A 20,453-nucleotide genomic window follows, 5' to 3' on the forward strand; every position below is an offset into this window, starting at 1 on the left:
GCGGTGAGGCCATCGCCTATGATCGCCGGGTGTCTCGCACGCGAGGAGGAGAATCAGGCGCTGAGCAGGCCAGTGATCTCTCGGAAGAAGCCCTGACCAAAGCCGTGAGCGCGGCCCGGCATGCATTCGAGCTGTCCGGTGACCTCGAGGCGCTCGCGCGCGCCAAGACCGAGCACCTGGGGGATCGGGCGCCGATCGCGCTGGCCCGCCAGGCGCTGGCCACCCTGCCCAAGGAGGACCGGGCCGACGCCGGCAAACGCGTCAACGTTGCCCGGGGTGACGCCCAACGCGCCTACGACGAGCGGTTGGCCGTGTTGCGCGCCGAGCGTGACGCCGCCGTTCTGGTCGCCGAACGCGTCGACGTCACGCTGCCGTCGACGCGGCAGCCTGTGGGCGCCCGGCATCCGATCACGATCCTGGCCGAGAATGTCGCCGACACGTTCGTCGCCATGGGCTGGGAACTGGCCGAAGGCCCCGAGGTCGAGACCGAGCAGTTCAACTTCGACGCGCTGAACTTCCCGCCGGACCACCCTGCACGCAGTGAGCAGGACACCTTCCAGATCGCCCCGGCATCCTCTCCCGTCGCTTCGCTCGCCCAGGCATCCTCTCCCGTCGCTTCGCTCGCCCAGGTCGGCTCCCGGCAGGTGCTGCGAACCCACACCTCACCCGTGCAGATCCGGGCCCTGCTGGAACGCGAACTGCCGGTCTACATCGTCTCGATCGGGCGGACCTTCCGCACCGACGAACTCGACTCGACACACACGCCGGTGTTCCATCAGGTCGAGGGTCTGGCGGTGGACAAGGGCCTGACCATGGCCCATCTGCGCGGCACCCTGGACGCATTCGCCCGGGCCCAGTTCGGCCCGGAGGGCCGCACCCGGTTCCGCCCACACTTCTTCCCGTTCACCGAGCCGTCGGCCGAGGTGGACATCTGGTTCCCCGACAAGAAGGGCGGACCGGGCTGGGTGGAATGGGGCGGCTGCGGCATGGTCAATCCGAATGTGTTGCGCGCCTGCGGTATCGACCCGGAGGTCTACTCCGGATTCGCCTTCGGCATGGGATTGGAGCGAACCCTGCAGTTCCGCAATGGGATTCCGGACATGCGTGACATGGTCGAGGGCGACGTACGCTTCTCGCTGCCGTTCGGGGTGGGCGCCTGATGCGTATTCCGTATAGCTGGCTGCGTGACACGGTCCGCGCCGGCGCGCCGGGTTGGGACGTGTCAGTCGACGAGCTCGAGCAGGCGTTCATTCGCATCGGTCACGAGGTCGAGGAGATCATCCCGACCGGGCCCGTGAACGGTCCGCTGACCGTCGGCCGCGTCGCTTCCATCGAGGAGTTGACCGAGTTCAAGAAGCCGATCCGAGCCTGCACGGTCGACGTGGGCGAAGCCGAACCCCGCGACATTGTGTGTGGGGCAAGGAACTTCGCCGTCGGCGATCTGGTGGTCGTGGCACTGCCGGGGACTACGCTGCCCGGCGACTTCACGATCGCCAAGCGCAAGACCTACGGGCGCACGTCGGACGGCATGATCTGCTCGGCATCCGAGCTGAACCTCGGCACCGATCACAACGGCATCATCGTGCTGCCGCCCGGCACCGCCGAACCGGGCACTCCTGCGGCAGAGCTCCTCGGCCTGGATGACGTGGTGTTTCACCTGGCGATCACCCCGGACCGCGGTTACTGCCTGTCGGTGCGCGGCCTGGCCCGCGAGATCGCCTGCGCCTACGACTTGGACTATGTCGACCCGGCCGATGTGACGCCGCTGCCCGCCGAAGGTGAGGCGTGGCCCCTGACCGTGCAGCCGGGCACCGGCGTGCAGCGGTTCGGCCTGCGACCGGTGACGGGTATCGACCCGGCCGCGGTATCGCCGTGGTGGCTGCAGCGTCGTCTGCTGCTGAGCGGCATCCGCGCTATTTCGCCGGCGGTCGACGTGACCAACTACGTCATGCTCGAACTCGGCCATCCGATGCACGCCCACGATCGCAGCCTGATTACCGGCGGTTTCGACGTGCGCTTCGCCCGCGACGGCGAGAAGGTCGTGACACTCGACGACGTGGAGCGCACCCTGAACTCGGCCGACGTGCTCATCGTCGACGACGTCGCGACCGCTGCCATCGGCGGCGTCATGGGCGCGGGCACCACCGAGGTGCGCGACTCGACCACCGACGTGCTGCTCGAGGCCGCGGTGTGGGACCCGGCCGCGGTGTCCCGCACACAGCGGCGTCTGCACCTGGCCAGCGAGGCGGGCCGGCGCTACGAACGTTCCGTCGACCCCGCAATCTCCGTTGCGGCTCTTGATCGTTGCGCGGCGCTGCTGGCCGAGATCGCCGGCGGCACGGTGGAACCGACCCTGACCGATTGGCGCGAGGAAGGTCGCACCGACTGGTTGCAGCCCGCCATCGAGATCGCCGCAGATCTGCCCGACCGTACCGCCGGTGTCGAGTACGCCGCGGGCACGGCGGCTCGGCGGCTCACCCAGATCGGCGCTGCGGTGACCGGGTCCGGACCGCTCACTGTCACCCCGCCGAGCTGGCGCCCGGACCTGCGCCAGCGCGCTGACCTGGTGGAAGAGGTACTGCGGCTCGAAGGGCTGGAGCAGATCCCTTCGGTGCTGCCGACGGCGCCGGCCGGACGCGGGCTCACCGCCGTTCAGAAGCGGCGCCGCGCGATCGGAAAATCGTTGGCACTGGCCGGATTCGTCGAGATTTTGCCGACGCCGTTTCTGCCGGCGGGGATCTTCGACGCCTGGGGGCTGGCGGCCGACGATCCCCGGCGCAACACCACCAAGGTGCTCAACCCGCTGGAAGCCGACCGGCCGCAGCTGGCCACCACCCTGCTGCCCGGGTTGCTCGAGGCGTTGGGACGCAACGTATCCCGTGGTACACCCGACGTGGCACTGTTCGCCATCGCACAGGTGGTGGAACCTACCGAGCAGACCCGTGCCGTCGAGCGCATCCCGACCGACCGCAGGCCCACCGACGAGGAGATCGCGGGGCTCGACGCCTCGTTGCCGCACCAGCCTCAGCACGTCGCCATTGTGTTGGCCGGTCTGCGCGAGCCTGCAGGTCCGTGGGGTCCCGGCCGGCAGGCCGAGGCCGCCGACGCCTTCGAGGCGGTGCGGGTGATCGGCCGGGCCGCCGGCGTGGAGTTCACCCTGCGTGCCGCGCAGGATCTGCCATGGCATCCCGGTCGCTGCGCCGAGGTGCTGATCGGCGCCCCAGGACAAGAAACTGTCGTCGGCCACGCCGGTCAGTTGCATCCCGCGGTCATCGAGCGGACCGGGTTGCCCAAGGGCACCTGCGCGGTCGAGTTGAATCTCGATGCCGTGCCGATTGTCGAGACGCTGCCCGCGCCGCGGGTGTCACCGTTCCCCGCGGTGTTCCAGGACATCAGCGTGACCGTTGACGACGAGATCGGCGCGGCCGCGGTGGTGGCCGCTGTTCGCGACGGTGCCGGTGAGCTGCTCGAAGACGTCAAGCTGTTCGACGTGTACACGGGCCCGCAGATCGGCGAGGGGCGCAAGTCGCTGACCCTGGCGCTGCGGTTCCGCGCCGCCGATCGGACACTCACCGAGGACGAGGCCAGCACCGCGCGCGACGCCGCGGTGGCCGCCGCGGCCGAGCGGGTCGGCGCCGTTCTGCGCGGCTGATCCAGCACCGGCTGATCCAGCACCGCGAACGTGCGGGTCTGCCGTGGAAAGTGTCGACGGTGCGCGCGCTCGAACCGTCGCGAACGTGCGCATATGGTCGGCGGGTGCCGGTGTGTTGAGGTGCAGACCCGCACGCTCGCGGGGCCGGCGTTTAATGGGTTTGCGTCTGACTGCATAACAATGCAGAATCGCTGCATGACGTCTGTAGCGGTGGCAGGCGCCAGCGGTTATGCCGGTGGCGAGATCCTCCGATTACTCCTCGGCCATCCCGCGTACGCCGACGGGCGATTGACCATCGGTGCGCTGACTGCCGCGGCAAGCGCCGGCACCACGTTGGCCGAACACCACCCGCACCTGCTGCCGTTGGCGTCGCGGGTGCTCGAAACGACCGACGCCGATGTCCTGGCCGGTCACGACGTGGTGTTTCTCGGTCTGCCGCACGGGCATTCGGCTGCCCTGGCCGAACAGCTCGGTCCCGACACGCTGATCATCGACTGCGGAGCGGATTTCCGCCTCACCAACGCCGCCGACTGGGAGAAGTTCTACGGTTCGACCCACGCCGGCAGCTGGCCCTACGGTCTGCCCGAACTGCCCGGTGCGCGCGAGAAGCTGCGGGGCACCAAGCGTGTCGCGGTGCCCGGCTGCTATCCGACCGCAGCGCTGCTGGCGTTGCTGCCTGCGGTCGCAGCCGATCTGGTCGATCCGGCAGTGACGGTCGTCGCGGTCAGCGGCGCCTCGGGGGCAGGCAAGTCCGCCAAGGTCGACCTGCTCGGTTCCGAGATCATCGGATCGGCGCGGGCTTACAACATCGCCGGCAAGCACCGGCACACCCCGGAGATCGCGCAGGGGTTGCAGGCAGTCACCAACAGGGCCGTCACCGTCTCGTTCACCCCTGTGCTGATTCCGACTGCCCGGGGCATCTTGGCCACTTGCACCGCACGGACCACGGCATCGTCCTCGGAAATTCGGGCTGCATACGAAAAGGCTTACGATGCAGAGCCCTTCATCCATCTGCTGCCCGAGGGACAGCTGCCCAAAACCGGATCGGTGATCGGCAGCAACGCGGCCCAGCTCGCGGTGGCCGTGGACGCCGAGGCGCAGACCCTCGTGGCCATCGCCGCCATCGACAACCTGACCAAGGGCACCGGTGGCGCCGCGGTGCAGTCGATGAACCTGGCGCTGGGTTGGCCGGAGACCGAAGGACTATCGATCGTGGGAGTGGCACCGTGAGTTCTGCGCAGTCAGCCGACAGTAAGACGACCGAAACCAAACTGGTTCGTTCCCAGGGCGTCACCGCGGCGGCCGGTTTCCGCGCCGCCGGCATCGCTGCGGGGATCAAGGCTTCGGGTGCGCCGGACCTCGCGCTGGTATTCAACGAGGGCCCGGATTACGCAGCCGCGGGTGTGTTCACCAGCAACCAGATCAAGGCCGCCCCGGTGCAGTGGTCGCAGCAGGTGCTGACCACGGGCCGGCTGCGCGCCGTCATCCTCAACTCCGGTGGGGCCAACGCCTGCACAGGTGCACTTGGCTTCCAGGACACCCACGCCACCGCTGAGAGTGTGGCCGCGGCACTGAGCGACTGGGGCACCGAGACCGGTGCCATCGAGGTCGCGGTGTGTTCCACAGGCCTGATCGGGGACCGGTTGCCGATGGATAAGGTGCTGGCCGGCGTGACTGAGATCGTGCACGAACTGGCCGGGGGCCTGTCCGGCGGCGAGGAGGCCGCCCGGGCCATCATGACCACGGACACCGTGCCCAAACAGGTTGCGCTGCACCATTCGGTGGCGTCGGGGAAGAACTGGGTCCTCGGTGGGATGGCCAAGGGCGCCGGGATGATGGCGCCGTCGCTGGCCACGATGCTGGTGGTCCTCACTACCGATGCTATGGCCGAGCCAGAGGCGCTGGACGTGGCATTGCGCCGGGCTGCCGCGCTGACCTTCGACCGGCTCGATGTGGACGGCAGCTGCTCCACCAACGACACTGTGCTGCTGCTGGCCTCCGGTGCCAGTGAGATCCGGCCCAGCCAGGCCGATCTGGACGACGCGGTGCTGCGGGTGTGTGACGACCTGTGCACACAGCTGCAGGCCGATGCCGAAGGCGTCACCAAGCGCGTCGTCATCACCGTCACCGGTGCGGTCAGCGAGCAGGAGGCCGTCGTGGCGGCCAGGGCCGTCGCGCGCGACAGCTTGGTCAAGACTGCACTGTTCGGCTCGGATCCGAACTGGGGCCGGGTGCTGGCCGCCGTCGGCGTCGCCCCGGTGACCCTGGATCCGCAGCGGATCAGCGTGTCGTTCAACGGATCTCCGGTCTGTATCGACGGTACCGGTGCACCGGGTGCGCGCGACGTGGATCTGTCCGGGGAGGACATCGCCGTCGTCGTCGACCTCGCGGTGGGTGCGGCGTCGGCATTCATCAGGACCACCGACCTCTCCCATGCCTACGTCGAAGAGAATTCGGCCTACAGCTCATGACATCCGATGAGCGCTTGCGCGAAGAGCATTCGATAGGAACTCCCACCAAGGCCGCGATTCTTGCCGCGGCGTTGCCGTGGCTCAAGCAGCTGCACGGCAAGATCGTCGTCGTCAAGTACGGCGGCAACGCCATGACCGACGAGACCCTCAAGGCTGCGTTCGCCGCCGACATGGTGTTTCTGCGCAACTGTGGCATCCACCCTGTGGTGGTGCACGGCGGTGGCCCGCAGATCAGTGCCATGCTCAAGAAGCTCGGCATCGCAGGTGATTTCAAGGGTGGTTTCCGGGTGACCACGCCCGAGGTGCTCGATGTGGCACGCATGGTGCTGTTCGGGCAGGTGGGCCGGGAACTGGTCAACCTGATCAACGCGCACGGCCCGTACGCGGTCGGGGTCACCGGCGAGGACGCGCAACTGTTCACCGCCGTGCGACGCAGTGTCAATGTCGACGGCGTGGCGACCGACATCGGTCTGGTCGGCGATGTCGAACACGTCAACGCGGGTTCACTGCTGGATCTCATTGCGGCCGGCCGGATTCCGGTGGTTTCGACCATCGCCCCCGATGCCGACGGTGTGGTGCACAACATCAACGCCGACACCGCTGCGGCCGCTCTGGCCGAGGCGCTGGGCGCGGAGAAACTCTTGATGCTCACCGATGTCGAAGGGCTGTACACCGATTGGCCCGACCGCGATTCGCTGGTCAGTGAAATCGACACTGCCACACTCACCGCGCTGCTGCCGCGCCTGGAATCCGGCATGGTGCCCAAGATCGAGGCCTGCCTGCGGGCAGTGGCCGGCGGCGTGCCCAGCGCCCACGTGATCGACGGTCGCGTCGAACACTGCGTGCTGGTCGAACTGTTCACCGACGAAGGGACCGGGACCAAGGTGGTCAAGCAATGACATCCAAGGGGCAGGAGCGAAGCGACCGGGGGAAGATGATGCAGGACCGCTGGGAAGCGGTGATGATGAACAACTACGGCACCCCGCCGCTGGCCCTGGTCAGTGGTGATGGCGCCGTGGTCACCGATGCCGATGGCAAGCAGTACCTCGATCTGCTCGGTGGCATTGCGGTCAACCTGCTCGGACACCGCCATCCGGCGGTCATCGAGGCTGTCACCACTCAGCTCGAGACTCTCGGGCACACGTCGAATCTCTACGCCACCGAACCCGGTATCGCGTTGGCCGAGGCGCTCGTGGGACATCTCGGAACGACTGGGGCGAGCGAAGCGACGGGGGAGACTTCACCTGGGGCGAGTGAAGCGACGGGGGGAGTTTCGGCGCGGGTGTTCTTCTGCAACTCCGGCACCGAGGCCAACGAGGTAGCGTTCAAGATCACCCGGCTCACCGGGAAGACGAACATCGTTGCTGCGCAAGGCGCGTTCCACGGCCGCACGATGGGCTCGCTGGCGCTGACGGGTCAGCCCACCAAACAGGCGCCGTTCGAACCGTTGCCGGGCAACGTCACTCACGTGCCCTACGGCGATGTCGATGCGCTCGCCGCCGTGGTTGACGACACTACGGCTGCGGTGTTCCTCGAACCGATCATGGGAGAGGGTGGGGTCGTCGTCCCACCGGCCGGCTATCTGGCCGCCGCGCGCGAGATCACCGCGAAACACGGTGCGCTGCTGGTGCTCGACGAGGTGCAGACCGGCGTTGGCCGCACCGGCGCCTTCTTCGCCCATCAGCACGACGGCATCACCCCCGACGTGGTGACCTTGGCCAAGGGGCTGGGCGGCGGATTGCCGATCGGCGCGTGCCTGGCCGTCGGCGCCGCGGGAGATCTGCTGACACCTGGTCTGCACGGCAGCACGTTCGGCGGCAATCCGGTGTGCACCGCGGCAGCGCTGGGAGTGCTCCGTGCTCTGGCCGATGGGGATCTGATCGCCCACGCCGGTGTGCTCGGCAAGACCATCAGCCACGGCATCGAGGAGCTGGGTCATCCGCTCGTCGACCACGTCCGCGGCAAGGGCCTGCTGCAGGGCATCGTGCTGACCGCACCCAGTGCCAAGGCTGTCGAGTCCACCGCGCGCGACGCCGGCTTCCTGGTCAACGCGGCCGCCGCGGATGTCATCCGGCTGGCTCCGCCGCTGATCATCACCGAAGAGCAGATCAACCAGTTCCTCACCGCGCTCCCCGCGGTCCTCGACAAGGCAGCACAATGACCAGACATTTCCTGCGTGACGACGACCTGACGCCCGACGAACAGGCCGAGGTGCTTGCGCTGGCCGCCGAGCTCAAGAAGGCGCCGTTCTCCCATCGCCCGCTGGAGGGTCCGCGCGGCGTCGCCGTCATCTTCGAGAAGAACTCGACCCGCACCCGGTTCTCCTTCGAGATCGGCATTGCCCAGCTCGGTGGGCACGCTGTCGTCGTCGACGGTCGCAGCACGCAGCTGGGCCGCGAGGAGACGCTGGAGGACACCGGTGCGGTGCTGTCCCGTTACGTCGACGCCATCGTGTGGCGGACCTTCGCCCAGGAACGCCTGACCGCTATGGCGTCGGGGTCGACCGTGCCGATCGTTAATGCGCTCTCCGACGAGTTCCACCCCTGTCAGGTGCTGGCCGACCTGCAGACCCTGGCCGAACGCAAGGGGGGGCTGACCGGCCTTAACGGGCTGAAGCTGACGTATCTGGGCGACGGCGCCAACAACATGGCGCACTCGCTCATGCTCGGTGGAGTGACCGCGGGCATCCATGTCACCATCGCCGCGCCTACCGGTTTTGAGCCCGACCCCCACTTCGTCGATGCGGCCCGCAAGCGCGCCGCGGAGACCGGCGCGTCGGTGTCCCTGACCGATGACCCGCGGGCCGCGGTCGATGGCGTCGACGTGATTGTCACCGATACCTGGACGTCGATGGGCCAGGAGAACGACGGTCTCGACCGGGTCCGGCCGTTCCGCCCGTTCCAGGTCAACGCTGACCTGCTCAAGCTGGCTGACTCCGAAGCTGTTGTGCTGCACTGCCTTCCGGCGCACCGCGGCCACGAGATCACCGACGAGGTGATCGACGGCCCACAGAGCGCGGTGTTCGACGAGGCCGAGAACCGCTTGCACGCGCAGAAGGCGCTGCTGGCCTGGCTGCTGGCGCGCGCCTGAGGCCGCCATGAGTTCTCCGACCCGAGTCGGCCGCCAGGCCCGCATCATCGCTCTGCTGTCGTCGCGCGCGGTGAGCAGCCAGACGGAGTTGGCGACGCTGCTGGCTGACGAAGGCATCGAGGTCACCCAGGCCACGCTGTCGCGGGACCTGGAGGAACTCGGTGCGGTCAAACTGCGCGGCGCCGACGGTGGTGTCGGGGTCTACATCGTCCCGGAGGACGGCAGTCCGGTGCGTGGGGTGTCCGGCGGCACCGAGCGGCTGACCCGTTTGATGGGGGAGTTGCTGGTTTCCACCGATGCCAGCGCTAACCTTGCCGTGCTGCGCACTCCGCCCGGGGCCGCGCACTACCTGGCCAGCGCCATCGACCGTGCTGCCCTGCCCTATGTGGTCGGCACCATCGCCGGTGACGACACCATCGCGGTGGTGGCGCGCGAACCGATGACCGGCGCCGAGCTGGCCACCACCCTCGAAAACCTGAAATAGAGCCCAACACAAGGAGATTGCTCATGTCCGATCGTGTCATCCTGGCGTACTCCGGAGGTCTCGACACCTCGGTGGCGATCAGCTGGATCGGTAAGGAAACCGGCCGCGAGGTTGTCGCCGTCGCTATCGACCTCGGCCAGGGTGGCGAGGACATGGAGGTTGTGCGGCAGCGGGCGCTGGACTGCGGCGCCGTCGAGGCGATCGTGGTCGACGCGCGCGACGAGTTCGCGAACGAGTACTGCCTGCCCACCGTCCAGTCCAACGCGCTGTACATGGACCGCTACCCACTGGTCTCGGCGATCAGCCGGCCGCTGATCGTCAAGCACTTGGTGGCCGCAGCACGTGAGCACCAGGGCGGCATCGTCGCCCACGGCTGCACCGGCAAGGGCAACGATCAGGTCCGCTTCGAGGTCGGGTTCGCCTCGATGGCACCCGATCTTGAGGTGCTGGCGCCGGTGCGTGACTACGCCTGGACCCGGGAGAAGGCCATCGCCTTCGCCGAGGAGAACGCCATCCCGATCAACGTCACCAAGCGCTCGCCGTTCTCCATCGACCAGAACGTGTGGGGCCGTGCGGTCGAGACGGGCTTCCTTGAGCACCTGTGGAACGCCCCCACCAAGGACGTCTACGACTACACCGAGGACCCCACGGTCCACTGGAACACCCCCGACGAGGTCATCATCGGTTTCGACAAGGGTGTGCCGGTCTCGATAGATGGACGGCCGGTCACGGTGTTGGAGGCCATCGTCGAACTCAACCGCCGCGCCGGTGCCCAGGGTGTCGGTCGCCTCGACGTGGTGGAGGACCGGCTGGTCGGCATCAAGAGCCGCGAGGTCTACGAGGCCCCGGGCGCGATGGTGCTCATCACCGCGCACACCGAGCTCGAGCACGTCACCCTCGAACGTGAACTGGGCCGGTTCAAGCGCCACACCGACCAGAAGTGGGGCGAGCTGGTGTACGACGGCCTGTGGTTCTCACCGCTGAAGCGGGCCCTGGAGTCGTTCGTCGCGCACACTCAAGAGCACGTGACCGGTGAGATCCGGCTGGTGCTGCACGGCGGTCACATCGCCGTCAACGGGCGCCGCAGCCCGGAGTCGCTCTACGACTTCAGCCTCGCCACCTACGACGAGGGCGACAGCTTCGACCAGTCCAATGCCAAGGGTTTCGTGCACGTGCACGGCCTCAGCTCGAAGATCTCGGCCAAGCGCGACCTGGGTATCTAATGCCGAGCAGACGCAAAAGTCCCCCAGCCTCGGCGTGTCGGGGACTTTTGCGTCTGCTCGCGGGAGGGTGGTGACGTGAGCACCAACGAAGGTTCACTGTGGGGCGGCCGGTTTGCCGACGGGCCGTCGGAAGCCCTTGCCGCGCTGAGCAAGTCGACGCATTTCGACTGGGCGCTGGCGCCCTATGACGTGCGGGCCTCCAAGGCGCACGCGCGGGTGCTGCACCGGGCCGGCCTGCTCACCGACGAGCAGCGTGACGGGCTGCTGTCCGGCCTGGACAGCCTCGGCGCGGACCTCGCCGACGGCAGCTTCGGACCGCTGCCCAGCGACGAAGATGTGCACGGTGCCCTGGAGCGCGGCCTGATCGACCGGGTCGGTCCCGACTTGGGAGGCCGCCTGCGGGCCGGACGGTCGCGTAACGACCAGGTGGCCACGCTGTTCCGGATGTGGCTGCGCGACGCCATCACCACTGTCGGCAACGGTGTGCTGGATGCGGCCGCCGCGCTGGCCACCCAGGCCGCCGCCCACCCGACGGCGATCATGCCCGGCAAGACGCATCTGCAGTCGGCGCAGCCGGTGCTGCTAGCGCATCATCTGCTGGCCCACGCGCATCCGCTGCTGCGTGACGCGGACCGCCTCATCGACCTGGACAAGCGGGTGGCGGTGTCGCCGTACGGGTCCGGAGCCCTCGCCGGATCTTCACTCGGGTTGGACCCCGACGCCATCGCCGACGAGCTCGGGTTCACCGCGGCCGCCGACAACTCGATCGACGCCACGGCATCGAGGGACTTCGCCGCCGAGGCGGCCTTCGTGTTCGCGATGATCGGTGTCGATCTGTCCCGATTGGCCGAGGACATAATCCTTTGGAGTACAACGGAGTTCGGTTATGTCACGCTGCACGACGCGTGGTCGACCGGCAGCTCGATCATGCCGCAGAAGAAGAATCCCGATATCGCCGAGCTGACCCGCGGCAAGTCCGGCAGGCTGATCGGCAACCTGACCGGGCTGCTCGCGACGCTCAAGGCGCAGCCGCTGGCCTACAACCGGGACCTGCAGGAGGACAAGGAGCCGGTGTTCGACTCGGTGGCGCAGCTGGAGCTGCTGCTGCCGGCGGTCGCCGGATTGGTGAGCACGCTGACCTTCGACACCGGCAGGATGGCGGCGCTCGCCCCGCAGGGCTACACTCTGGCCACCGATGTCGCGGAATGGATGGTGCGCCAAGGCATTCCGTTCCGGATCGCGCATGAGGCCGCCGGCGAAGCGGTGCGCATCGCCGAGACGCGAGGCGTCGGCCTGGAGGAGCTGGCCGACGACGAGCTCGCGGGCATCCATCCCGGCCTGACGGCCCAGGTGCGCGACGTGCTCACCATCGCCGGATCGGTGAACTCCCGCGACGCGCGTGGCGGCACCGCTCCGATCCAGGTGGCCAGGCAACTTGGCGTGGTGCGTGACACCCTGGATCAGTTGCGGGTCCGGCTGCGCTGAGGCTCTTTTTGCTCCTCGCGTGCGCTGAGGCTCTTTTTGCTCCTCGCGTGCGCTGACCCTCACTCCAGCTGTTCGGACAACTCCAACCAGCGGGCTTCGAGTTCGGCCACTTGGTCTTCGAGCTCGCGCAGCTGCCCGGTGAGCCGGCCAACTCCGACATGGTCGGAGTGATCGTGGCCCGCGAGTTCATCGTGCTTGTCGGAGATGCGCCCGGCCAATTTGGCCAGGGACCGGTCGATCGAGGCGACCTCCTTCTCGATGTTGCGGAGCTCCGCGCCAGACAAGCCAGGTGCCGCCGGTGCCGGTGCGGCACCCGTGCGTGGGGTTGACACGGCCGATGGTTGCGTCGCCAGCCGCAGGTACTCGTCGACACCGCCGGGCAGATGCCGCAGCCGTCCGTCGAGAATCGCGTACTGCTGATCGGTGACCCGCTCGAGCAGATAGCGGTCGTGGGACACCACGATCAGCGTGCCCGGCCAGGAGTCCAGCAGATCCTCGGTGGCGGTGAGCATGTCGGTGTCGACATCGTTGGTCGGCTCGTCGAGCACCAGGACGTTCGGCTCGCTCAGCACCACGAGCATGAGCTGTAACCGGCGCCGCTGCCCACCCGAGAGCTCACCTACCCGCGTCGAGAGCTGCGCCCGGCTGAAGCCCAACCGCTCGAGCAGCTGTGCCGGGGTGAGCTCCTTGCCGTCGATCACGTAGCTGGTCTGCAGCCGGCCCAGCACTTCCCGGACCATATCGCCGGCCATCGCGTTCAGCTCGGTCGACTGCTGGTCGAGAATCGCCAGCCGCACCGTTTTCCCGTGTTTGACCCGGCCTGCGGTCGGGGTCACCGTGCCGGCGATCAGGCCGAGCAGCGTCGACTTGCCGGCTCCGTTGGCGCCGACGATGCCGGTGCGCTCGCCCGGGGCGATGCGCCACTCGATATCCCGCAGCACTTCCCGTCCATCGAACGCAACGGACACATCGAGCAGATCGATGACGTCCTTACCGAGACGCGCGGTCGCCAGTCGGGACAGCTCGACACTGTTGCGCAGCGGCGGCACATCGGAGATCAGCGCGTTGGCCGCGTCGATGCGGAACTTGGGCTTGGAGCTTCGAGCCGGCGGGCCGCGCCGCAGCCACGCCAGTTCCTTGCGCATCAGGTTTTGCCGTTTGGCCTCGGTCGCGGCGGCGATCCGGTCGCGCTCGACCCGCTGCAGCACGTACGCCGCGTAGCCACCTTCGAACGGTTCGACGATCCCATCGTGGACCTCCCAGGTGGCGGTGGCCACCTCGTCGAGGAACCAGCGGTCGTGGGTGATCAGGAGTAGCCCACCCGCGCTGCGCGCCCAGCGGCCCTTGATATGGCCGGCCAGCCAGGTGATGCCCTCGATGTCGAGGTGGTTGGTGGGCTCGTCGAGGGCGACGATATCCCAGTCGCCGATCAGCAAGGCGGCCAACTGCACGCGGCGCCGCTGTCCGCCGGAGAGCGTGCCGATCGTCGCGTCGAATCCGATGTCGGCCACGAGCCCGCCGATGACATCACGGACCCGGGCATCCCCGGCCCATTCGTGCTCCGGGCGGTCACCGACCAGCGACCACCCCACCGTGCGCTCGGAATCCAGTGTGTCGGTCTGGTCGAGTGCCCCCACTCGCAGGCCTCCGCGCTGGGTGACCCGGCCGCCATGCGGGGTGATCTGCCCGGTCAGCATACCCAGGAGGCTCGATTTGCCGTCGCCGTTGCGGCCGACGATGCCGATTCGGTCGCCTTCGCTGACGCCGACGGTGACTGCGTCGAACACCACCCCGGTGGGGTACTCCAGGTGTAGGGCTTCGCCGCCGATTAGGTGTGCCATCGCCGCCGACCTTAGCGCCACCGGCAGTCCGGCCGCGAAGGTGTCTGCGAGGGTTTGCCTCGGGCGTCGTCGGCCGTGCGGCGACGTGCCATGATGACCACGTCAGTCGGGGACAGCACGTCGAAGACGTAGGGGAGCGGGCGGTGATGGATTTCTCGGCGGTGACCAAACCGGTGGAGCGGTTGCTGGCGACTGCGCAGAACGGGCTCGAGGTGCTGCGCTACGGAGGCCTGGAGACCGGCGCCGTCCCGTCTCCGTTCCAGATCATCCAGAGCGTGCCGATGTTCAAGCTGCGCCGGTACTTCCCGCCCGATGCCCGGCCCGGTGCCGAAAACCCCGGCCCACCGGTCCTGATGGTGCACCCGATGATGATGGCCGCCGACATGTGGGACGTCACCCGAAATGACGGCGCGGTCGGCATCCTGCACCGTGCCGGCATCGACCCGTGGGTGATCGACTTCGGCTCACCGGACGAGGTCGAGGGCGGGATGCAGCGCAACCTCGCCGACCATGTGGTGGCGCTGAGCGAAGCCATCGACACCGTCAAGAAGGTGACCGGCCGCGACGTGCACCTCGCCGGGTACTCGCAGGGCGGCATGTTCGCCTACCAGACCGCCGCCTACCGGCGGTCGAAGGACCTGGCCAGCATCATCGCGTTCGGCGCGCCGGTCGACACCTTGGCCGCTCTGCCGATGAACCTGCCTGCCGGCGTCGCGGCCGGCGCCGCAGACTTCATGGCCGATCACGTGTTCAGCCGTATCGACATTCCCGGTTGGCTGGCCCGCGCCGGGTTCCAGATGCTCGATCCGATCAAGACCGCCCAATCCCGGCTGGACTTCCTGCGCCAGCTGCACGACCGTGAGGCGCTGCTGCCCCGTGAGCAGCAGCGCAGGTTCCTCGCTTCGGACGGTTGGATCGCCTGGTCCGGCCCGGCGATCTCGGAGCTGCTCAAGCAGTTCATCGCCCACAACCGGATGATGACCGGCGGCTTCTCCATCCACGGGGACCTGGTCACGCTCTCCGATATCGATTGCCCGGTACTCGTGGTGGTCGGTGAGGTCGATGACATCGGCCAGCCGGCGGCCGTGCGTGGCATCAAACGAGCCGCGCCTCAGGCCGACGTGTACGAGTACCTGATTCGTGCCGGCCATTTCGGCCTGGTCGTCGGCTCCAAGGCCTCGAACCAAACCTGGCCCACGGTGGCTCAATGGGTCAAGTGGCTCGACAACGGCGAGGAGATGCCCGAGGGCGTCGCCCCGATGGGCCTGCCATCGGTCGACCATCCCGAGAGCGGGGTGTCGTTCACGACGCGCGTGACCCATGGAGCTACCGCCGCCACCGAGATGGCCTTCGGCGTGGCCCGTTCGGCGGCTGACGCGGTGGTGGCGGCGAACAAGTCGGCTCGAACTCTGGTCATCGAGACCGTCCGCACACTGCCGAGGCTGGCCCGCCTCGGGCAGGTCAACGACCACACTCGGATCTCGCTGGGCCGCATCATGAGCGAGCAGGCACGCGACCATCCCAATGGGGAGGCGCTGCTGTTCGACGGCCGGGTGCACACCTACGAGGCGGTGGATCGCCGGATCAACAACGTGGTCCGCGGCCTGATCGACGTCGGGGTGCGCCAAGGCGCACATGTCGGGGTGCTGATGGAGACGCGGCCCAGTGCGTTGGTGGCGATCGCCGCGCTGTCGCGTCTGGGTGCCGTAGCCGTGCTGATGCCGCCCGACGTCGATCTCGCCGAGGCTGCCCGGCTGGGCGGGGTGTCGGAGATCATCGCTGATCCGAGTCATCTGGAAGCGGCCCGTCGGCTCGACACGCGGGTTCTGGTGCTCGGCGGCGGGCCGCCAAATGTAAGGGGCGGCGGGCCGCCAAATGTAAGGGGCGGCGGGCCGCCAGATGTAAGGGGTGGAGAAAACCGCGACCTGCACCTGCCCGAGCACGCCGATGTCGTGGACATGGAGCAGATCGACCCCGGTGTGGTCGAGCTTCCCGGCTGGTACCGCCCGAATCCAGGGCTCGCCCGCGATCTGGCGTTCGTCGCGTTCGCCACTGTCGCCGACGAACTCGTTGCCCGGCAGATCACCAATTTCCGCTGGGCGCTGTCGGCGTTCGGTACCGCGTCGGCGGCCAACCTCGGGCGCGGGGACACCGTGTACTGCCTCACGCCGTTGCATCACCAGTCCGGGCTGTTGGTCAGTCTCGGCGGGGCGGTCGTGGGTGGCTCCCGTATCGCGTTGTCGCGCGGTTTGCAGCCCGACCGGTTCCTGCAGGAGATCCGTCAGTACGGCGTCACGGTGGTGTCCTACACGTGGGCGATGCTGCGTGAGGTCATCGACGATCCGTCGTTCTCACTCGTCGGCTCTCACCCGGTGCGGCTTTTCATCGGCTCGGGCATGCCGGCAGGGCTGTGGAAACGGGTGGTCGAGATCTTCGAGCCCGCCCAGGTGGTGGAGTTCTTTGCGACGACTGACGGACAGGCGGTGCTGGCCAACGTGTCCGGCGCCAAGATCGGCAGCAAGGGTCGGCCGCTGCCCGGCGGCGGGCACGTCGAGCTGGCCGCCTACGACGCTGACGACGACCTGATTCTCGAGGATGAGCAGGGCTTCGTCCGCAGGGCCGAGCCCAATGAGGTCGGCGTGCTGCTCGCCCATCCACGCGGGCCTGTCGACCCGACCGCCTCGGTGAAGAGGGGCGTGTTCGCGCCGGCCGACACCTGGGTGTCCACCGAGTTCCTGTTCCGCCGCGATGAGGACGGTGACTACTGGCAGGTGGACAACCGCAGCGCCGTCATCCACACGGAGCGCGGGCCGGTATACGGCACTCCGATCAGCGATGTGGTCGGACGCCTCGACGGTGTCGATCTCGCCGTGACCTACGGCGTCGACGTAGGCGGGCAGCAGGTGGCGGTGACCGCACTGGCGCTGCGCCCGGGTGGCAGCATCGCCACCGCGGATCTCACGGACGCGTTGTCGGACCTGCCCGTGGGGAGCCCGCCGGACTTCGTCCACGTGGTCGCCGACATCGCGCTCGGCGCGTCATACCGACCGATGGTGGCTCCATTGCAGGCCGCGGGCGTTCCGAAACCGGCCCGGCGTAACTCTTGGTACCTCGATCCCGATACCCAGACGTACAAGCCGCTGACCCTGGCCATACGGACCGAACTGACCGAGCCCGATCCGGCTGCCGATCCGTCTTAGCAGCCGAATCCTCGGCACCCTGTTAAGCTCCGGCTTGCGGCGCACCGACTGGAGGATTGATGACATCGCAGACGAGCGGAAACCGTTGGCGTCGTGCTATCACGGGTGCGGTGGCCGGTAGCGCACTGACCGCAGGATTGCTGGTCGGCATCGGCGCACCCTCTGCCTTCGCTGATCCGGCCGCCGACGCCGACACCAACGCGACATCCGCGGCTGATGCACCACCGGCACCGGAGATGACGGCCGACGAGGCGATCGCCATAATCGACAAGGAGTACGACACCGGCGCCGGCGGTGGCCAGATCTCGACGTTGATCCATTCGATCTTGCAACTGCGTTCGCAGGGTTTCAGGCCGTCGAATGCCAACCGCGAGGCGATCGTCGCCGCGCTCGACAAGCGGCCGAACCAGACGCCGCTGATCGAGGCGCTCAAGAACACGCTCGCCTACCAGCGCAAGCTGCAGGCCAGGGCCAACGCGGCGGTGCCCCCGGGTGGCGCCTCGGGCGGGATAAACCAGACGGGTCCCGGCCAGGTCCCCATTCAGGGGGCCCCGGGGATTCCCGGTATCAGCGTGCCGGTCGGCTGATCCGTTGATCGACGAGAAGCTTCTGAAGATCCTGGTGTGTCCGCAGGATCGGGGACCGCTCCTGCTGGTCACCGATGAGCGCTTGCGCGAAGAGCACGGGTTGCGTGAGCGCTTGCGCGAAGAGCATGGGTTGCGTGAGCGCTTGCGCGAAGAGCACGGATCGCGTGACTGGCTGTACAACGCTCGGCTGCACCGGGCCTACCGCATCGATGACGGCATACCGGTGTTGCTCGTCGGCGAGGCGGTCGAAGTTGACGACGCCGACCATCAGCGGTTGCTGGAGTTGGCCGGGTCACCCGAGGCCGGGTAGTTCGCCCGTCAGGTAGCGCTGCAGGTTGGGGCCGATGGTTTCGGCGATCTGCTCGACCGGCAGTGATTTGAACGGCTCCAGTTCCAGGATGTAGCGCGCCATCGCCACACCCACCAGTTGCGACGCCACGAACTGCACCCTGATTCGGCCGCTGCCCGGCGGGTCGTCCACGCGCGAGCCGACCTCGGAGACGATGACGTCTTGCAGGAATGACCGGAACAGTGATACATCGTTGCCGGCCAAGATCGACCGCAGGGTGGCGATGAATCCCTTGCCGATCTCGGAATCCCACAGCGGCAACAGGATTGACGGCAGCGTGTGGCCGATCTGCTCGACCGCAACCTCACGCAGCGGGCCGATCACGGCCATCGGATCGATCGGGATGTGGATCGCGGCGGCGAACAGTTGCGTCTTGGTGCCGAAGTAGTGGTGCACCAGCGCGGGGTCGACCCCGGCATCGGCCGCGATCGCACGGATCGAGGTCTTGTCGATTCCGTTGCGTGCAAACAACTCTCGTGCACTGACGAGTATGCGTTCCCGAGTGTCGGAGGGTCCGGGCGGGCGTCCGGATCGCTTGCGGCCGGTCATGGTGTCCGTCGTCGCAGCGTCGCTGCCGCCAGGCCGAGGGTCAACAGCGCGAAACCGACCACCACGGCGATGTCCCGCACCGCGACCGCGGTCAGCTCAGGATGGGCGCCGACCTGTTGCAGCGCCTCGAGCGCGTAGCTGGCCGGCAGCATGTTGCTGATCCACTGCAACCACTCGGGCAGCGCTCCGCGGGGCACGATAATGCCGCATAACAGCAACTGCGGAACGATGACGACGGGCATGAACTGCACGGCCTGGAACTCGGTGCGGGCGAACGCACTGCACAGCAGGCCCAATCCGACCCCGAGTACGGCGTTGATGATGGCGATGAGGAACACCAGCAGCGGGCTGCCGGCCGTGGAGAATCCGAGGAACCAGAACGCGACGACGCAGGCGAGGCTCGCTTGCGCGGCGGCCGCGATCGAGAACGCCGTCCCATAGGCGGCCAGCAGGTCGAACCGGCGCAACGGCGTGGTCAGGATCCGCTCGAGCGTTCCCGACGCCCGCTCGCGTTGCATGGTGATCGAGGTGATCAGGAACATGACGACCAGCGGGAACACCCCGAGCATGATCAGGCAGGCATTGTTGAACGGAGTCGGCGCGCCCGGTAGGTGCGGTGCGCTGCGGAACATGAAGTACATCAGCGTGATGACCAGGCTTGGCACCACCAGGATCATCGCCACACTGCGATGATCGGCTGCCAGCTGGCGCAGAATCCGGGTCGTTGTCGCCAGGTATGCCTGGGGGCTGAGCCGACTGCGTGGGGTCAGGCTGCGGTGCGCCGGCGGATGACGGTCAGAAATGCTTCCTCCAGGGATGTGCATGACGTGTCCTTCCGGAGTTCGGCCGGGGTGGTGTGGGCGAGCAGGCGTCCCTCGCGCATGAGGAGCAGATCGCCGCAGTGGTCGGCTTCGTCCATGACGTGACTGGAGACCAGCAGGGTGGCCCCGCGGTGGGACAACTCACGGAACTGCTCCCAGAGCTCGACGCGCAGCACTGGGTCCAGACCAACGGTGGGTTCGTCCAGCACGAGCAGCTCGGGATCGGCGACCAGCGCGCATGCCAGCGAGGCCCGGGTGCGCTGTCCACCGGAAAGGTTCCCGCAGTACGCGGTTCGATACTCGTGCAAGCCGACTGTTCGGACAGCCTCGTCGGCGGCCTGGGCCGTGGTGCCGTACAGCGCGGCGAAATAGCGGACATTGTCGATGACCCGAAGGTCGTCGTAGATGGTCGGATCCTGCGTGACGTAGCCGACCTTGTGTCGTAGCACGGCGCTGCCGGCGGGGCGCCCGAGCACGGTCACCGATCCCGCGGCGATGATCTGAGTGCCGACGACACATCGCATCAAAGTGGTCTTTCCGCAGCCCGAGGGCCCGAGCAGGCCCGTGATCGTGCCGCGGGCGATCTGCACGGTGACGTCGCGCAACGCAGGCCGCTTGCCGCGAACCACCTGTAGTCCGTCGATGTCGATGACTGGAGACGATCGGAATTCATCGATCGATGAAGTCATCATGTAGTGAAT

The 20,453-nt window shown here is 67.7% G+C and carries 17 protein-coding genes; 13 read left to right on the forward strand and 4 right to left on the reverse strand.

Annotation, left to right across the window (positions count from 1 at the left end; translation table 11 throughout):
- The first annotated feature begins 29 nt into the window (after positions 1–29).
- From pheS to argH, 10 genes are all read left to right on the forward strand, one after another.
- Positions 30–1,160: a phenylalanine--tRNA ligase subunit alpha gene (gene pheS / locus B133_RS0105350; RefSeq protein WP_026255996.1), complete on the forward strand. Its 1,131-nt coding sequence runs from the start codon at positions 30–32 to the stop codon at positions 1,158–1,160.
- Positions 1,160–3,652 (forward strand): phenylalanine--tRNA ligase subunit beta, encoded by a 2,493-nt coding sequence (pheT, locus tag B133_RS0105355; protein WP_018599694.1) that lies wholly within the window; start codon positions 1,160–1,162, stop codon positions 3,650–3,652. Before pheS ends, pheT begins: the two co-directional genes overlap by 1 nt.
- A 180-nt stretch (positions 3,653–3,832) precedes the next feature.
- Positions 3,833–4,882: an N-acetyl-gamma-glutamyl-phosphate reductase gene (gene argC / locus B133_RS0105360; RefSeq protein WP_026255997.1), complete on the forward strand. Its 1,050-nt coding sequence runs from the start codon at positions 3,833–3,835 to the stop codon at positions 4,880–4,882.
- Positions 4,879–6,123 carry a bifunctional glutamate N-acetyltransferase/amino-acid acetyltransferase ArgJ gene (argJ, locus tag B133_RS0105365; RefSeq protein ID WP_018599696.1) on the forward strand — a complete coding sequence of 415 codons (1,245 nt, stop codon included), beginning with the start codon at positions 4,879–4,881 and terminating at the stop codon, positions 6,121–6,123. The genes argC and argJ overlap by 4 nt, the downstream gene beginning before the upstream one ends.
- Positions 6,120–7,022 (forward strand): acetylglutamate kinase, encoded by a 903-nt coding sequence (gene argB, locus B133_RS0105370; RefSeq protein ID WP_018599697.1) that lies wholly within the window; start codon positions 6,120–6,122, stop codon positions 7,020–7,022. The genes argJ and argB overlap by 4 nt, the downstream gene beginning before the upstream one ends.
- A 35-nt stretch (positions 7,023–7,057) precedes the next feature.
- On the forward strand, positions 7,058–8,284 hold the full coding sequence (locus B133_RS0105375) for an acetylornithine transaminase (protein WP_026256000.1): 1,227 nt from the start codon (positions 7,058–7,060) through the stop codon (positions 8,282–8,284).
- A complete protein-coding gene (argF, locus tag B133_RS0105380) occupies positions 8,281–9,213 on the forward strand; it encodes an ornithine carbamoyltransferase (RefSeq protein ID WP_018599699.1) in 933 nt (310 codons plus the stop codon). Before B133_RS0105375 ends, argF begins: the two co-directional genes overlap by 4 nt.
- A 7-nt stretch (positions 9,214–9,220) precedes the next feature.
- Entirely contained in the window at positions 9,221–9,697 is a 477-nt protein-coding gene (locus tag B133_RS0105385) for an arginine repressor (RefSeq protein WP_018599700.1), read from the forward strand.
- Positions 9,698–9,720: 23 nt separating this feature from the next.
- Complete coding sequence (locus B133_RS0105390) at positions 9,721–10,920, forward strand: argininosuccinate synthase (protein WP_018599701.1); 1,200 nt, start codon at positions 9,721–9,723, stop codon at positions 10,918–10,920.
- Positions 10,921–10,995: 75 nt separating this feature from the next.
- A complete protein-coding gene (argH, locus tag B133_RS0105395; protein ID WP_018599702.1) occupies positions 10,996–12,405 on the forward strand; it encodes an argininosuccinate lyase in 1,410 nt (469 codons plus the stop codon).
- 59 nt (positions 12,406–12,464) lie between these two features.
- Here the strand turns inward: argH and B133_RS0105400 are convergent, their stop codons facing one another.
- Positions 12,465–14,246, reverse strand: a complete 1,782-nt coding sequence (locus tag B133_RS0105400) for an ABC-F family ATP-binding cassette domain-containing protein (RefSeq protein ID WP_018599703.1) — start codon at positions 14,244–14,246, stop codon at positions 12,465–12,467.
- Positions 14,247–14,392: 146 nt separating this feature from the next.
- Here B133_RS0105400 and B133_RS0105405 point away from each other — a divergent pair, with 146 nt between their 5' ends.
- The 3 genes from B133_RS0105405 to B133_RS25150 are packed head-to-tail and all read left to right on the forward strand — an operon-like array spanning position 14,393 to position 18,343.
- Entirely contained in the window at positions 14,393–17,446 is a 3,054-nt protein-coding gene (locus B133_RS0105405) for an acyl-CoA synthetase (RefSeq protein ID WP_018599704.1), read from the forward strand.
- Positions 17,447–17,505: 59 nt separating this feature from the next.
- Positions 17,506–18,033, forward strand: a complete 528-nt coding sequence (locus B133_RS0105410; RefSeq protein WP_026256001.1) for a hypothetical protein — start codon at positions 17,506–17,508, stop codon at positions 18,031–18,033.
- Positions 18,034–18,037: 4 nt separating this feature from the next.
- Positions 18,038–18,343, forward strand: coding sequence for a Trm112 family protein (locus B133_RS25150; RefSeq protein WP_018599706.1), 306 nt, complete (start codon positions 18,038–18,040; stop codon positions 18,341–18,343).
- Here the strand turns inward: B133_RS25150 and B133_RS0105420 are convergent.
- Genes B133_RS0105420 through B133_RS0105430 form a run of 3 tightly spaced genes read right to left on the reverse strand, consistent with a single transcriptional unit; the run spans position 18,326 to position 20,444 of the window.
- Positions 18,326–18,931 (reverse strand): TetR/AcrR family transcriptional regulator, encoded by a 606-nt coding sequence (locus B133_RS0105420; RefSeq protein WP_018599707.1) that lies wholly within the window; start codon positions 18,929–18,931, stop codon positions 18,326–18,328. The genes B133_RS25150 and B133_RS0105420 overlap by 18 nt on opposite strands.
- Positions 18,928–19,755 carry an ABC transporter permease gene (locus B133_RS0105425; RefSeq protein ID WP_081618183.1) on the reverse strand — a complete coding sequence of 276 codons (828 nt, stop codon included), beginning with the start codon at positions 19,753–19,755 and terminating at the stop codon, positions 18,928–18,930. The genes B133_RS0105420 and B133_RS0105425 overlap by 4 nt, the downstream gene beginning before the upstream one ends.
- The gene (locus tag B133_RS0105430) at positions 19,698–20,444 is read right to left on the reverse strand and encodes an ABC transporter ATP-binding protein (protein ID WP_018599709.1); all 747 of its coding nucleotides are present in this window, start codon (positions 20,442–20,444) and stop codon (positions 19,698–19,700) included. The genes B133_RS0105425 and B133_RS0105430 overlap by 58 nt, the downstream gene beginning before the upstream one ends.
- Positions 20,445–20,453 lie beyond the last annotated feature (9 nt).

Origin of the sequence: Mycobacterium sp. 155 (assembly GCF_000373905.1) — a bacterium.
In the GTDB taxonomy this organism is placed as follows: domain Bacteria; phylum Actinomycetota; class Actinomycetes; order Mycobacteriales; family Mycobacteriaceae; genus Mycobacterium.

Bases quoted from the DNA above. Each gene is read 5' to 3' on its own strand.
- argC (WP_026255997.1), top strand. From the start codon at position 3,833: ATGCAGAATCGCTGCATGACGTCTGTAGCGGTGGCAGGCGCCAGCGGT.
- B133_RS0105390 (WP_018599701.1), top strand. From the start codon at position 9,721: ATGTCCGATCGTGTCATCCTGGCGTACTCCGGAGGTCTCGACACCTCG.
- B133_RS0105420 (WP_018599707.1), bottom strand. From the start codon at position 18,931: ATGACCGGCCGCAAGCGATCCGGACGCCCGCCCGGACCCTCCGACACT.
- B133_RS0105400 (WP_018599703.1), bottom strand. From the start codon at position 14,246: ATGGCACACCTAATCGGCGGCGAAGCCCTACACCTGGAGTACCCCACC.
- B133_RS0105375 (WP_026256000.1), top strand. From the start codon at position 7,058: ATGATGCAGGACCGCTGGGAAGCGGTGATGATGAACAACTACGGCACC.
- B133_RS0105385 (WP_018599700.1), top strand. From the start codon at position 9,221: ATGAGTTCTCCGACCCGAGTCGGCCGCCAGGCCCGCATCATCGCTCTG.
- argB (WP_018599697.1), top strand. From the start codon at position 6,120: ATGACATCCGATGAGCGCTTGCGCGAAGAGCATTCGATAGGAACTCCC.
- B133_RS0105425 (WP_081618183.1), bottom strand. From the start codon at position 19,755: ATGCACATCCCTGGAGGAAGCATTTCTGACCGTCATCCGCCGGCGCAC.
- B133_RS0105410 (WP_026256001.1), top strand. From the start codon at position 17,506: ATGACATCGCAGACGAGCGGAAACCGTTGGCGTCGTGCTATCACGGGT.
- argF (WP_018599699.1), top strand. From the start codon at position 8,281: ATGACCAGACATTTCCTGCGTGACGACGACCTGACGCCCGACGAACAG.
- B133_RS0105405 (WP_018599704.1), top strand. From the start codon at position 14,393: ATGGATTTCTCGGCGGTGACCAAACCGGTGGAGCGGTTGCTGGCGACT.
- pheT (WP_018599694.1), top strand. From the start codon at position 1,160: ATGCGTATTCCGTATAGCTGGCTGCGTGACACGGTCCGCGCCGGCGCG.
- B133_RS0105430 (WP_018599709.1), bottom strand. From the start codon at position 20,444: ATGATGACTTCATCGATCGATGAATTCCGATCGTCTCCAGTCATCGAC.